The organism is Agromyces salentinus (assembly GCF_009749395.1).
GTDB lineage: Bacteria > Actinomycetota > Actinomycetes > Actinomycetales > Microbacteriaceae > Agromyces > Agromyces salentinus.
This window is the reverse complement of record NZ_WBIR01000002.1, coordinates 198,210-211,576: the sequence shown is the minus strand read 5'-3', so window position 1 is coordinate 211,576 and position 13,367 is coordinate 198,210. Positions and strand designations below refer to the sequence as shown.

General features: G+C 70.5%; 13 protein-coding genes. 10 read left to right on the top strand and 3 right to left on the bottom strand.

From position 1 onward, the window contains the following. Positions 1-22 precede the first annotated feature (22 nt). Together recO and GQQ95_RS03890 are read left to right on the top strand one after the other, a co-directional pair. Entirely contained in the window at positions 23-763 is a 741-nt protein-coding gene (gene recO / locus GQQ95_RS03895; protein ID WP_157426332.1) for a DNA repair protein RecO, read from the top strand. Beyond that, positions 760-1,569, top strand: a complete 810-nt coding sequence (locus tag GQQ95_RS03890; protein ID WP_157426331.1) for an isoprenyl transferase — start codon at positions 760-762, stop codon at positions 1,567-1,569. Before recO ends, GQQ95_RS03890 begins: the two co-directional genes overlap by 4 nt. A gap of 34 nt (positions 1,570-1,603) precedes the next feature. Here GQQ95_RS03890 and GQQ95_RS03885 read toward each other — a convergent pair whose 3' ends face one another. Next, entirely contained in the window at positions 1,604-2,515 is a 912-nt protein-coding gene (locus GQQ95_RS03885) for a serine hydrolase (RefSeq protein ID WP_212275270.1), read from the bottom strand. Beyond that, the gene (locus GQQ95_RS03880; protein WP_157426329.1) at positions 2,505-3,413 is read right to left on the bottom strand and encodes a LysR family transcriptional regulator; all 909 of its coding nucleotides are present in this window, start codon (positions 3,411-3,413) and stop codon (positions 2,505-2,507) included. Before GQQ95_RS03880 ends, GQQ95_RS03885 begins: the two co-directional genes overlap by 11 nt. Before the next feature lie 74 nt (positions 3,414-3,487). Between GQQ95_RS03880 and bla the strand changes: the two genes are divergently transcribed. The 3 genes from bla to GQQ95_RS03865 all read left to right on the top strand — a co-directional run bounded on the left by bla (position 3,488) and on the right by GQQ95_RS03865 (position 5,279). Next, positions 3,488-4,423, top strand: a complete 936-nt coding sequence (gene bla / locus GQQ95_RS03875; protein ID WP_170296952.1) for a class A beta-lactamase — start codon at positions 3,488-3,490, stop codon at positions 4,421-4,423. Positions 4,424-4,488: 65 nt separating this feature from the next. Beyond that, a complete protein-coding gene (locus GQQ95_RS03870; RefSeq protein ID WP_157426327.1) occupies positions 4,489-5,145 on the top strand; it encodes a DsbA family oxidoreductase in 657 nt (218 codons plus the stop codon). Further along, on the top strand, positions 5,142-5,279 hold the full coding sequence (locus tag GQQ95_RS03865) for a hypothetical protein (RefSeq protein WP_157426326.1): 138 nt from the start codon (positions 5,142-5,144) through the stop codon (positions 5,277-5,279). The genes GQQ95_RS03870 and GQQ95_RS03865 overlap by 4 nt, the downstream gene beginning before the upstream one ends. A 72-nt stretch (positions 5,280-5,351) precedes the next feature. Here GQQ95_RS03865 and GQQ95_RS03860 read toward each other — a convergent pair whose 3' ends face one another. Then, on the bottom strand, positions 5,352-5,831 hold the full coding sequence (locus GQQ95_RS03860) for an aminoacyl-tRNA deacylase (protein WP_157426325.1): 480 nt from the start codon (positions 5,829-5,831) through the stop codon (positions 5,352-5,354). Positions 5,832-5,922: 91 nt separating this feature from the next. Between GQQ95_RS03860 and dusB the strand changes: the two genes are divergently transcribed. From dusB to GQQ95_RS03835, 5 genes are all read left to right on the top strand, one after another. Then, positions 5,923-7,080: a tRNA dihydrouridine synthase DusB gene (dusB, locus tag GQQ95_RS03855; protein ID WP_157426324.1), complete on the top strand. Its 1,158-nt coding sequence runs from the start codon at positions 5,923-5,925 to the stop codon at positions 7,078-7,080. Between the two features lies 1 nt (position 7,081). Continuing rightward, positions 7,082-8,338 (top strand): deoxyguanosinetriphosphate triphosphohydrolase, encoded by a 1,257-nt coding sequence (locus GQQ95_RS03850; protein ID WP_157426323.1) that lies wholly within the window; start codon positions 7,082-7,084, stop codon positions 8,336-8,338. Positions 8,339-8,419: 81 nt separating this feature from the next. Continuing rightward, a complete protein-coding gene (gene dnaG / locus GQQ95_RS03845) occupies positions 8,420-10,339 on the top strand; it encodes a DNA primase (RefSeq protein WP_157426322.1) in 1,920 nt (639 codons plus the stop codon). A gap of 209 nt (positions 10,340-10,548) precedes the next feature. Continuing rightward, entirely contained in the window at positions 10,549-12,180 is a 1,632-nt protein-coding gene (locus GQQ95_RS03840; protein ID WP_157426321.1) for an ABC transporter substrate-binding protein, read from the top strand. A 92-nt stretch (positions 12,181-12,272) separates the two neighbouring features. Then, a complete protein-coding gene (locus GQQ95_RS03835) occupies positions 12,273-13,367 on the top strand; it encodes an ABC transporter permease (protein WP_157426320.1) in 1,095 nt (364 codons plus the stop codon).

The following is a 13,367-nucleotide window of genomic DNA, read 5'->3' as shown; positions in this document are numbered from 1 at the left end:
GCGCGGGGCGGGATAATGAAGGGTGCCCGTGTACCGAGATGAAGCCGTCGTGCTTCGAACCCACAAGCTGGGCGAAGCCGACCGCATCCTCACGCTGCTGACGAGGCGCCACGGCAAGGTGCGGGCGGTGGCCAAGGGCGTGCGGCGCACCGGCTCGAAGTTCGGGGCCCGGCTCGAGCCGTTCATGGTCGCCGATCTCCAGCTCTACGAGGGTCGCACGCTCGACGTCGTCACCCAGGCCGAGTCGCTCGGGTCGTACGGCGCCGAGATCAGCGCCGACTACGCCGCGTACACGGCGGCGAGCGCCATGGTCGAGGCCGCCGACAAGCTCACCGAGTCCGAGGGCTCGCTGCAGCAGTACCTGCTGCTCGTCGGTGCGCTGCGCTCGCTCGCGCGCGGCGAGCACGGGGCGACGCTCACGCTCGACTCCTACCTGCTGCGCGCGCTCGCCCTCGCGGGCTGGGCGCCGAGCTTCGAGGACTGCTCGCGATGCGGCCGTCCCGGCGAGCACACCGCCGTCGTCGTGCAGCTCGGCGGGGTCGTGTGCGACGCCGAGTGCGCCCCTCCCGGAACCCCGCGCATCGCCCGCTCGACGGTGGCCCTGCTCGGCGCCCTGCTCGCCGGCGATTGGGCGTTCGTCGACGCATCCGCGACGGGCGACCGCAACCAGGCCAGCGGCATCGTCGCCGCCTACACCCAGTGGCACCTCGAGCGCGGACTCCGCTCGCTGCCGCACGTCTCGAGAGAAACGACCGCACCGTGACCCCCAAGCCCTACACGCACCGCGACGCCGTGCCCTACCGTCCGCTCGACTGGACCGGGGTGTACCCGCCGGCGTTCCCGAAGGGCGCCGTGCCCAACCACGTCGCGATCGTCATGGACGGCAACGGCCGTTGGGCCAACCGTCGGGGCCTCACCCGCATCGAGGGGCACAAGGCCGGCGAGGCCGCCCTCCTCGACGTCGTCGCCGGCGCGATCCAGGCCGGCGTCAAGCACCTGTCGGTGTACGCGTTCTCCACCGAGAACTGGAAGCGCAGCCCCGACGAGGTGCGCTTCCTCATGGGGTACAACCGCGACGTGCTGCACCGGCGGCGCGACCAGCTCAACGAGTGGGGGGTGCGCATCCGCTGGGCCGGCCGCAAGCCGCGGCTGTGGGCGTCGGTCATCAACGAGCTCCAGTACGCCGAGCAGCTCACCGCGGGCAACGACACGCTCACCCTGACGATGTGCGTGAACTACGGCGGGCGCAATGAGATCACCGACGCGGTGCGCTCGATCGCCGACGACGTGGCATCCGGCCGGCTGCGGCCGTCGGCGGTGTCCGAACGACTGATCGCGAAGCGCCTGTACGTGCCCGAGATGCCCGACGTCGACCTCTTCGTCCGCAGCTCGGGGGAGCAGCGCACGTCGAACTTCCTGCTGTGGCAGTCGGCCTACGCCGAGATGGTGTTCCTCGACACGCTGTGGCCCGATTTCTCCCGCACCGACGTGTGGGAGGCCATCGAGCTCTACGCGGCGCGCAATCGCCGGTTCGGCGGCGCCGTCGACACGCCGACCGCGTCGGCGTAGTCGCGCAGCCGGCGTTCCGCGCGCCGCGGAGGGCTCACCGCGCGACCCTGGTGGCGCGGACGTGGTCGTGCAGGAGCCTGGCGGCGAAGCCGAGCGCCTGTTCGGCGCCCGGCTGGACCCGCGCGGGCACCGACGACTCGCTGAGCACCGCGATGGCGATGCGTGCGCCATCCGCATGCTCGAGCACGCCGACCTCGTGTCGGAGGTGCAGGAAGGTGCCGGTCTTCGAGAACCACGCCGCGTCGTCGGATTCGAGGTCGGGTGCCAGGCGGTGGCGCATGAGGTTCATGCCCAGCAGCCGCCGCACCGGTTCCCGTTCGTCGCCGAGGGCGGGGTCCTGCCAGATGCGGTCGAGGAGGTCGACGACGGCACGCGAGGTGCCGCTGTTGGCATGCGTGACGTCGAGCTGGGGGATCAGGTGCCCGCCGCCGCGTGTGGACGCCTGAATGGCGAGCGCGAGGGCCTGCGGCAGCTCGTCGGGCTCGAGCCGGGCGGCGAGCGTCTCGTGCAGGTCCTGGATCGAGTGCCTGACCGTGATCTCCGCGATGCCGAGGGCGCGCAGCACCTCGGTGACCCGGGCGGGGGACTGGAGCCGGAACAGGGCGTCGGCGGCCGTGTCGTCGCTCGCGCACATCGCGAGGTAGAGCAGGTCCTCGACGGCCACGCTCGTCGGATGCTCGAAGCGGCAGAGCCCCGTCAGGCCCGGCGTACGGTTCGACGGATCGATCGGAACCGGCTCGCCGAGATCCACGTCCCCCTCGCGTGCGGCACGGAGGATCGCCAGGGCGAGCGGCAGCTTCACGACGGACGCGAGCGGGTACGCGGCATCCGGGTCGAGTGCGAGCTCTCGACCGCTTCCGAGGTCGCGGACGGTGATCGAGGCGGTCAGGCCCGCATCGGCGAGGACGTCGGACGCATCGCGCAGCACGAGCCGGTCAGCTCGCACGCGGGTCCGCCTTCGAGGTGGTGCCGAGCAGGTCGGGGAGCAGCGGCGCCGTCGCCTCGAGGAACCGCTCGGCGAGGTCGGCATCGCGGTGCACGAGCGTGTAGCCGCGCACGAGGTGCAGGTCGCCGAGTGGATGCCACGCGAGGTCGGCCTCCCCGGCCTCGCTGCGCGTGCACAGCACGAGGTCGCCGTCGCCGATCGCCCGCGCGATGGCGCTCACGAGCGAGGTGGCCTGTCGCAGGTGCCCGGCGGCGAGTCCGGCGCCGTTCCTGACCCGTTCGAGCCGGTCGCGCACGTTCGGCACGTCGTCCTCGGGTGCGAGCCAGAGGCGTCGGCGTTCGGGCGTACCGCGACGGGGTCGGAGCTCGGCGAGGTAGAAGGGCTCCTCGCCGGTGTCGGCGTTCTGGGCGAATCCGACGCCGAGCGGCGTGGACCAGTCGGCACGGTCGGGCTCGACGTGCTGCAGGGCGAGCTGGGCGCGCCCGGTGCTCATCCACTCCGAACGTTCGCGCGGGGCGCCCTCGAGGAGTTCGACGGTGAGTGCGCGGTCGGCGGCGGCGGCGCAGACCCGGGCGGCGGCCGCAGGCGAGAGATGGCGGGGCACGGCCAGGGTGATCGGCAGCGCCCGGGCGTGGTCGGCGTCGTCGGCGAACTCCTGGGCGGCGACGACGAGCCTGATGGCTCCGGGGAGCACGCTGCGGCCGAACGGCGTCAGCGCGACCCGCCGCGACGTGCGTTCGAAGAGCCGCGCACCGAGGTGCGTCTCGAGGGCCGCGATGCGCCGGCTCGCGACGGATTGCGTCACTCCGGCGCCCACCGCACCGGCCGTGAAACTCTCGCGCTCGGCCACGGAGACGAAGGCCTCGCAGGCCGCCATGAGATCGAAGTTCCGCGGCACGCATGCGATTCTGGCATGAATGCGGCGGTTTCGTGCTTTGCCTGCATCGGTGGTGCGTCGCAAGACTGCCCGGCATGACTTCTTCGCATCGATCCACGTCCATCTCCCGACGTTCGCTGCTCGCGTTCGGCGGCGCCGCGACCGCCGGCCTCGTCGCGAGTTCCGTCGCCGCGCCCACCACGGGGGCGCAGGCGCTCCCGCACGGCACGGCGAGCGGTGGTGGCGACCACGGACGGATGTCGCGTGAACTCCGGGCGCTCGAGGCGGCGACCTCGGTCCGCATAGGCGTCCACGCCGTCGCACAGGGCGGGCGCCGTGCCTTCCGGTATCGCGGAGACGAGCTGTTCCCGATGTGCTCGCTGTTCAAGCCGCTCGCGGCGGCCGCCCTCGTGCAGGCCAGGGGATACGACGAGGCGTACTGGACGACGCCGATCCCGTTCACGGACGCCGACCTGGTCGTCGACTCGAACGTGCTCGACAAGCTGGACCCGCAGGAGGCGACCCCTGGCGAGCTCGCCGACGCCGCGCTCCGGTTCAGCGACAACACGGCGGGCAACCTCATCCTGCGCGAGCTCGGCGGACCGGCTGCCGTCACGGCATTCGCGGCATCCCTCGGCGCGACCGACACGAGGCTCGACCGCTGGGAGCCCGACCTGAACCAGGCGATTCCCGGCGACGAGCGCGACACCACGACGCCCGACGACATCGCGCACCTGTACTCGGCGCTGCTCCTCGACGAGGCCGCGGGCCTGCTCGCCGCCTCGCAGCTGCGCGCCTGGATGCTCCGCAACCGCACGTCCGACGCCCGCATGCGCGCAGGCCTGACCCCGCCGTACGACCTGGCCGACAAGACGGGCGGCGGCGCCTACGGCGTCGTGAACGACGCGGGCGTGCTCTGGCGGCCGGATGCGGCGCCGCTGACGCTGGCGATCCTGACCAGCACCGACCGCGCCGACGCGGTGCGGAACAATGCGGTCGTGGCCGAGGCGACCCGGATCGTCGTCGGCTGATCGCATCGATCGGGCCATCGCCGGATGGGGGAATATCGATGCACATGCATCCGTTGCATGTCCTCGTGACTTCCCCCATCAAGATCGACATCTGGTCCGACATCGCCTGCCCGTGGTGCTACATCGGCAAGCGCCACCTCGAGGCCGGCCTCGAGGCCCTCGGCGCCGACGCCCCCGACGTGGAGATCGAGTACCACTCGTTCGAGCTCTCGCCCGACACCCCGCTCGACTTCGAGGGCTCGACGGTCGAGTACCTCGCGGACCGCAAGGGCATGCCGGTCGAGCGCGTCGAGCAGATGCTCGAGCACGTGACCGGGGTCGCGGCAAACGCGGGTCTCGAGTACCACTTCGAGAAGGTGGCCCACACGAAGACGCTGAAGGCGCACGAACTGCTGCACTTCGCCAAGGCCAACGGCAAGCAGCTCGAGCTCAAGGAGCGCCTGTTGAAGGCGTACTTCGTCGAGGGCGGCCGCGTGAACCGCATCGATGAGCTCGTCGGCTTCGCCGAGGAGGTCGGCCTCGACGGAGCTGCCGCCCGCGAGGCGCTCGAGTCCGGTCGGTACGCCGACGGCGTGCAGGCCGACATCGCCCAGGCCGGCGCGTACGGCATCAACGGCGTGCCCTTCTTCGTCATCGACGGCAAGTACGGCATCTCCGGAGCGCAGCCCGCCGAGGTCTTCTCGCAGGCCATCTCGCAGGTCGCCGGCGAGCGGGCGGCATGAGCGAGCCAGATCTGACGGCTGAGAGCGTGGCGGATGCCGCGGCGTCGCCCTTCACGATGGTGATGGGCGATCCCGCGGCGATGGTGTGCGAGGGCGACGTCTGCTTCGTGCCGGGCACCGAACCCGCCGAGTAGCGACCTCCGAGTTGCGTCGGCGCCGTGCAGCCGGGGCCGGCGGCACGCTCGTTCGCTCGCTCGCCGGGGCGGCTACTCGGGGTCGCTGAGGTCCGCGACCGTCGCCCCGAACGCCTCGATGAGGTGGTCGGCGTCGACGAAGAGGCTGCGGCCGTGCTCGCCCGCGCCCATGGACACCCGGCGCCCCACGACGGACTCGTCGACGTACACGGGCCACGCCGTGCTCGAGCCGAGCGGCGTGATCGTGCCGCGTTCGTAGCCGGTCGCGGCCAGCGCGAGCGAGGCATCCGGGAGTTGCAGCTTGTTGACGCCGACGAGCGCGCGCAGCTTGGGCCACGAGATCTTGCGCCCGCCCGGCACGAGTGCGAAGAGGTAGGTGTCGTCGCTGCGCTTGACGACGAGCGACTTGACGATGTCGCCGGGTTCGATGCCCAGCAGTCCGGCTGCCTCCTCGAGGCTGCGCGCCGCCGGTCGATCGATGATCTCGACGTTGAGGCCCCTCGCCGCGGCATCCGCTCGCACGCGTTCCGAACCGCTCAGGGCCTCGCCCATGTCGTCCTCCCCAGGTCGCCTGAGGGAGATCCTAGGCGCGGGATTCGGGCGGTGGGCGGGATGTCGCAGGATTCTGGGAGAATCGACGGTGATGTCACTCACTTCCACGACGCCCACCGGCCCGCTGACCATCGGCGGCCTCGAACTCGACGTGCCCGTCGTGCTCGCCCCCATGGCGGGCATCACGAACACCGCGTTCCGCAGGCTGTGCCGCGAGTTCGGCGCCGGCCTCTACGTCTCCGAGATGATCACCTCGCGTGCGCTCGTCGAGCGCACGCCCGAGTCGATGCGCCTCATCACGCACCACGAGTCCGAGACGCCCCGCTCGATCCAGCTCTACGGGGTCGACCCGAAGACCGTTTCCGAGGCCGTCACCATGCTGGTGGCCGAAGACCGCGCCGACCACATCGACCTGAACTTCGGATGCCCCGTTCCCAAGGTCACCCGCAAGGGCGGCGGGGCCGCGCTGCCCTGGAAGAGCGGGCTGTTCCGCGACATCGTCGAGGGCGCCGTCAGGGCGGCGGGCGACATCCCGCTCACCATCAAGATGCGCAAGGGCATCGACGCCGACCACCTCACCTACCTCGAGGCCGGGCGCATCGCCGAGGGGGCCGGCGTGGCGTCGATCGCGCTGCACGCGCGCACGGCCGCCGAGTTCTACTCCGGCCACGCCGACTGGTCCGCGATCGGCCGACTGAAGGAGGCCGTGACGGGCGTCCCGGTGCTCGGCAACGGCGACATCTGGTCGGCCGAGGACGCCCTGCGCATGGTCGCCGAGACGGGGTGCGACGGCGTCGTCGTCGGGCGCGGGTGCCTCGGGCGCCCGTGGTTGTTCGGCGACCTCGCGGCGGCGTTCCGTGGTGAGTCCCAGAGCTTCCAGCCGTCGCTCGGGCAGGTCGCGCAGACCTTCCGCCGCCACGCGGAGCTGCTCACCGAGTTCTTCGACAGCGAGGAGCGCGGCTGCCGCGACATCCGCAAGCACGTCGCCTGGTACTTCAAGGGCTACCCCGTCGGGGGCGACCTGCGCGCCAGGCTCGCGACGGTCGAATCGCTCGCCCAGCTCGACGACCTGCTCGGCACCCTCGACTGGTCGATGCCATACCCGGGCGAGGGCGCCGAGGGGCCGCGCGGCCGTGCAGGCACGCCCAAGAACCCCTCGCTCCCCGACGGCTGGCTCGACTCCCAGGAGCTCGCCGGCCACGACCGAACGACCCTCGTCGACGCCGAGCTCGACACGAGCGGCGGCTGAGGTGCGCGAACGACTGTTCGGCGGCTACCACGACGCCGACACCGAGCGACTCCTGCCCGAAGAGCACACGAACCGGCGAAGCGACTTCGCGCGCGACCGGGCCCGGCTGCTGCACTCGAGCGCACTGCGCCGGCTCGCGGCGAAGACCCAGGTGCTGAGCCCCACCGCCGGTCTCGACTTCGCCCGCAACCGACTCACGCATTCGCTCGAGGTGGCGCAGGTGGGTCGCGAACTCGCGAGCTCGCTCGGCCTCGACCCCGACGTCGTCGACACCGCGTGCCTCGCCCATGACCTCGGCCATCCGCCGTTCGGGCACAACGGCGAGAAGGCGCTCAACACGTGGGCCGGGGACATCGGCGGTTTCGAGGGCAACGCGCAGACGCTGCGCATCCTCACGAGGCTCGAGCCGAAGGTGTTCGGTGCCGACGGCCGCGGCTACGGCCTCAACCTCACGAGAGCGAGCCTCGACGCGAGCTGCAAGTACCCGTGGCCCGAGGCCACGTCGGTGTCCGATCCGAGCGGCCGCGCGAAGTTCGGCTTCTACCGCGACGACCTCGACGTGTTCACCTGGCTCCGCCGCGGTGCGCCCGAGCGGCGGCTCTGCATCGAGGCCCAGGTCATGGACCTCTCCGACGACATCGCGTACTCGGTGCACGACTTCGAGGACGCGGTCGTCAACGGCTACATCGACGTGGCGAGCCTCGGCGAGCGCGTCGACCACGACGCACTCGTGAGCTCGATGTACGAGTGGATCGGCGGGGCTTACTCGCATGACGAGCTCATCGCCGCATTCGACCGGCTCGACTCGCTCGACGGGTGGATGGACTCCTACGATGCGGGCCGGCGCGACCAGGCGCAGCTGAAGAACCTCACCAGCCAACTGATCGGCCGTTTCGCGCGTGCCGCGACCGACGCGACGCGCTCGGCGTTCCCCCTGGCCAGCCTCATCCGGTTCGACGCTGACGTGGTCGTGCCTCGCGAGGTGCAGGCCGAGATCGCCGTGCTCAAGGGCATCGTCGCCGCCTTCGTCATGTCCAGGAACAGCCGGCAGCCGATCTACGCGCAGCAGCGGGAGGTGCTCGTCGAACTCGCCGATGCGCTGCTCGCGAGCGGCGAGCGAGATCTCGACCCGGGCTTCGCCGAGGACTGGGCCGCGGCGGGCGATGACACCGCGCGCAAGCGGGTCGTCGTCGACCAGGTCGCGAGCCTCACCGACCAGTCCGCGCTGGCCTGGCACGAACGCCTCGTGCGGGCCTGACCTCGGCGCGGGCCGGGTGCGGGGCGGTCTGTCCCGCCCGCACCGGGCGATGCACCCTCCACGCGATCTAGGATGAGAGCCATGGCCGGCCGAATTCGACAGAGTGACGTCGAAGAGGTGAAGGCCCGCACGAACATCGCCGACGTCGTCGGCGACCATGTCAGCCTGAAGTCCGCGGGCGTCGGTTCGCTGAAGGGCCTCTGCCCCTTCCACGACGAACGCAGTCCGAGCTTCCACGTGCGTCCGGCGCTCGGGTACTACCACTGCTTCGGCTGCGGCGAGTCGGGCGACGCCTACACCTTCCTGCAGCGCATGGACCACGTCTCGTTCAGTGAGGCGGTCGAGCGACTCGCGGGCCGGCTCGGGTACGAGCTGCACTACGAGGACGGCGGCCAGGCGAGCGACCACGGCAACCGGGCCCGGCTGCTCGCGGCGAACCAGGCCGCGGCCGAGTTCTTCATCGACAAGCTGGTCTCACCGGAGGCGGAGGTCGGTCGCCGGTTCCTCGGCGAGCGCGGGTTCGACGCCGAGGCCGCGCGGCGGTTCGGGGTCGGCTTCGCGCCCAAGAGCTGGGACGCCCTCACCGATCACCTGAAGGGCCGCGGGTTCAGCACCGAGGAGCTCTCGGCGTCGGGCCTCGTCTCCCAGGGCGACCGTGGCGTGTACGACCGGTTCCGCGGGCGCCTGGTGTGGCCCATCAGAGACGTCACCGGGCAGACGGTGGGCTTCGGCGCCCGTCGACTCCTCGACGACGACAAGGGTCCCAAGTACCTGAACACCCCCGAGACGCCGGTCTACCACAAGGCGCAGGTGCTCTACGGGCTCGACCTCGCCAAGCGCGACATCTCCAAGTCGCACCGCGTCGTCGTGGTCGAGGGGTACACCGACGTCATGGCCTGCCACCTGGCGGGGGTGACGACGGCGATCGCGACCTGCGGCACCTCATTCGGCGTCGACCACATCAAGGTGCTCCGGCGCGTCATGGGGGACGACTCCGGCGGCGGCGAGGTGGTGTTCACGTTCGACGGCGACGCGGCGGGCCAGCAGGCCGCGATGCGAGCGTTCGGCGAGGAGCAGCGCTTCGCCGCGCAGACCTTCGTCGCGGTGGCGCCCGACGGGCTGGACCCATGCGACCTGCGGCTCGCGCGCGGCGACGCGGCGGTCCGCTCGCTCGTCGAGTCCCGCACCCCGCTCTTCGAGTTCGTGCTGAGACACACCATCGAGCGCTACGACCTCGAGACCGTCGAAGGACGCGTCGGGGCACTGCGGGCCGCGGCGCCCGTCATCGCCGACATCCGCGATCCTGCGCTTCGGCCCGGGTACACGCGTGAGATCGCGCGCATGCTGGGCGTCGAGCTCGCCGAGGCGACGCGCGCCGTGCGTCAGGCGGGCTCGCAGGGCCGCGGACCGGCAGCGGGCCAGCGGGGCGACGGCGGACAGGCACGGCACGCGACGGGGGAGCGCACCGCCTCGGTGGGCGCAGCGCCCGGCGGGGCAGGCGGCGCGACCACGGCGACCGAGGCGCGTCCGTTCTCCATCGCCGACCTGCCGAACGACCCGGCGACGCGGCTCGAGCGCGACGCCCTGCAGGCGATGCTCCAGTACCCCACGGAGGTCGGCATCGAGCTGCTCCGCCATGCGGTCGACTGCCGCTTCACGAATCCGACCCTGGCGGTGGTGCGCGACGGCATCGCCTCGGTGCTCGCCGCGGGCGAGGTCGCCGTGGCCGTCGACCGCGTGGTCGACGAGGTGCCCCAGCCCTTCGCTGGCGTCGTACGCCAACTCGCCGTCGCGCCGATCCCGCAACGCGGCAACGCCGAACCGGGCGTCTACGTGCGCGGAGTCGTCGGCTCCCTCGTCGAGGGCGAGCTGCTGCGGCAGAAGGCCGAACTCCTCGGCCGCCTCCAGCGCACCGATCGCGCCGACACCGAGACCTACGCGGCCCTGCAGCGAGGGCTCGTCGAACTCGAGCGCGAGCGTCGGCAGCTCCGCGGCGACTGAGCGTCGGCAGCTCGACCTGTCCATATCATGCGGCGCATCCATGCGAGATCCGCACGCCGATCACGGTCGCGTTGCAGAACGATAAACATTCAGGCACGACTTCCGCAGAACCTGCGGGATGCCCCCTGTGATGTGCTACTCCTTGGGAATACGCACACGCGCCGCGGTTGTCCGCGCCCGCGTTTCCTGACAGGAAGAGGTAGACGGATATGACATCCGCATCCACGAACCGGCGCCGCACGCTCATCGCGGCCGCCGGTGTTTCGGTCGCCGCGCTCGCGCTGGCCGGTTGCACCGCGTCGTCCGGCGGCGACAGCGCCTCCGGAGGCACGCTGACCATCGGTACGACCGAGCAGGTCACGGCACTCGACCCCGCGGGCTCGTACGACAACGGCTCGTTCGCCGTCATGAATCAGGTGTACCCGTTCCTCATGAACACGCCGTACGGCAGCCCCGACGTCGAGCCCGACATCGCGGAATCCGCGGAGTTCACCGCGCCGACCGAGTACACGGTCAAGCTCAAGCCCGGCCTGAAGTTCGCCAACGGCAACGACCTCACGGCGTCCGACGTGAAGTTCACGTTCGACCGCCAGGTCGCGATCGCGGACCCCAACGGCCCGTCATCGCTGCTCTACAACCTCGAGTCGGTCGACGCGGTCGACGACACGACCGTCGTCTTCAACCTGCTCAGCGAGAACGACCAGATCTTCCCGCAGATCCTCTCGAGCCCGGTCGGCCCCATCGTCGACGAAGACGTGTTCGCGGCCGACGCGCTCACCTCCGACGACGAGATCGTCGACGGCAACGCCTTCGCCGGCCAGTACGTCATCACGAGCTACGACTTCAACAACCTGATCTCGTACAAGGCCAACGCCGACTACGACGGCCTCCTCGGTGCTGCGAAGACCGACACGGTCAACGTGAAGTACTACACGGATGCCTCGAACCTCAAGCTCGACGTGCAGGAAGGCAACATCGACGTCGCGAACCGCACCCTGAGTGCGACCGACATCGAGGACCTCCGCGGCAACGACAAGGTGAAGGTCGTCGACGGGCCCGGCGGCGAGATCCGCTACCTCGTCTTCAACTTCAACACGATGCCGTTCGGTGCGACCACGGCCGAGGCCGACCCGGCCAAGGCCCTCGCCGTGCGCCAGGCCATCGCCGACCTCATCGACCGCGACGCGATCTCCGAGGACGTCTACAAGGGCACGTTCACGCCCCTGTACTCGATGGTGCCCGAGGGCCTCACCGGCGCGAACGAGGCGCTGAAGGGCCTCTACGGCGACGGCAACGGTGCTCCCGACGCCGACAAGGCCGCGACCCGTCTCGCGGATGCCGGTGTCACGACGCCGCTCGACATCTCGATCCAGTACGTGGCCGAGCGCTACGGTCCCAGCTCGAGCGACGAGTACGCGATCATCAAGGAGAACCTCGAGGAGAGCGGCCTGTTCGCCGTCGACCTCCAGTCCACCGAGTGGGTCCAGTACTCCGAGGACCGCGTGGCCGACCTCTACCCGGCCTACCAGCTGGGTTGGTTCCCCGACTACTCCGACGCGGACAACTACCTCACGCCGTTCTTCCTCAAGGAGAACTTCCTGGCCAACCACTACGACAACCCCGAGGTCAACGACCTGATCCTCGAGCAGGCCGTCACGGTCGACCCGGCCGAGCGCGAGGCGCTCCTCGGCGAGATCCAGGACAAGGTCGCGGCCGACCTGTCGACCATCCCGTACATGCAGGGCGCCCAGGTCGCGGTCGTCGGCTCCGACGTCGAGGGCACCGAAGACACCCTCGATGCGTCGTTCAAGTTCCGCTACGCGGCGCTTTCGAAGGGCTGATCCGACCGTCTAGGCTCGGTTGAAGCTCGACGACGGGGACGACTCGCACACCAGCGGGTCGTCCCCGTTCCCCTGTACCCCCTGAGGAACCCATGAGCACTGTTGACACCATCGCACCCGCTGAGGGCGCACCTACGGCGGGCCGGCCGAGAACGAAGTCGCAGGGCGGGGGGTTCGCCCGATACCTGCTCGTGCGCTTCCTCCTGATCTTCCCGACGATCTTCATCCTCGTCACGCTCGTGTTCTTCCTGATGCGCACGACCGGCGACCCGATCACGGCGGCCCAGGGCGGCCGTCTCAGCCCCGAGGCGCTGGCGGCGCTCCGCGAGGCGGCCGGCTACGACCGCCCCCTCCTCGTCCAGTACCTGGAGTACCTCGGGCGCATCGCGGTCTTCGACTTCGGGGCGACCCTCACCACGAACCGTCCGGTCATCGAGGTCCTCGCGACCTACGGGCCCGCGACCTTCGAGCTGGTGTTCTACTCGCTCATCGTCGCGTTCGCCGTCGGCATCCCGCTCGGCCTCCGTGCGGCCTACCACCGCGACCGCACGCAGGACGCCATCTTCCGCGTCCTCGCCATCTTCTGGTACGCGGTCCCCATCTTCTTCGCCGGCCTCCTGCTGAAGCTCGTCTTCGCGGTGTGGCTCAAGTGGCTCCCGGTCGCGGGGCGCGCCAGCGTCGGCGCCGAACTGCAGCTGCAGACCCTGCCGAACAAAACGGGGTTCTACACGATCGATGCGCTGTTGACCGGCAACCCCGAGGTGCTGACCGACGTGCTCGCGCATGTGGTGCTCCCGGCGACTGCGCTCGGCCTGCTCACCGCGGGCATCTTCCTCCGGCTCGTCCGCACGAACGTGATCGGCACGCTGTCGACCGACTACGTCGACGCCGCGCGCTCGCGCGGCGTGGCCGAGTCGCGCCTGCTCCGCAAGCACGCCTACCGGCCGGCCCTCATCCCGATCGTCACGGTCATCGGACTGCAGATCGCACTGCTGCTGTCGGGTGCGGTGCTCACCGAGACGACCTTCGAGTGGAAGGGCCTCGGCTTCATCCTCGCCGAGTTCCTCGAGTCGCGTGACTTCGTGGCCGTCCAGGGCATCGTGGTCCTGCTCGCGATCATCGTCGCGCTGACCAACTTCGTCGTCGACATCATCGCGGCATTCATCGACCCGCGAGTGAGGTACTGA

Excerpts from the sequence above, each read along its gene's own strand:
- GQQ95_RS03835 (WP_157426320.1), top strand. The coding sequence starts at position 12,273 with ATGAGCACTGTTGACACCATCGCACCCGCTGAGGGCGCACCTACGGCG.
- bla (WP_170296952.1), top strand. The coding sequence starts at position 3,488 with ATGACTTCTTCGCATCGATCCACGTCCATCTCCCGACGTTCGCTGCTC.
- dusB (WP_157426324.1), top strand. The coding sequence starts at position 5,923 with ATGTCACTCACTTCCACGACGCCCACCGGCCCGCTGACCATCGGCGGC.
- GQQ95_RS03865 (WP_157426326.1), top strand. The coding sequence starts at position 5,142 with ATGAGCGAGCCAGATCTGACGGCTGAGAGCGTGGCGGATGCCGCGGCG.
- GQQ95_RS03840 (WP_157426321.1), top strand. The coding sequence starts at position 10,549 with ATGACATCCGCATCCACGAACCGGCGCCGCACGCTCATCGCGGCCGCC.
- dnaG (WP_157426322.1), top strand. The coding sequence starts at position 8,420 with ATGGCCGGCCGAATTCGACAGAGTGACGTCGAAGAGGTGAAGGCCCGC.
- GQQ95_RS03860 (WP_157426325.1), bottom strand. The coding sequence starts at position 5,831 with ATGGGCGAGGCCCTGAGCGGTTCGGAACGCGTGCGAGCGGATGCCGCG.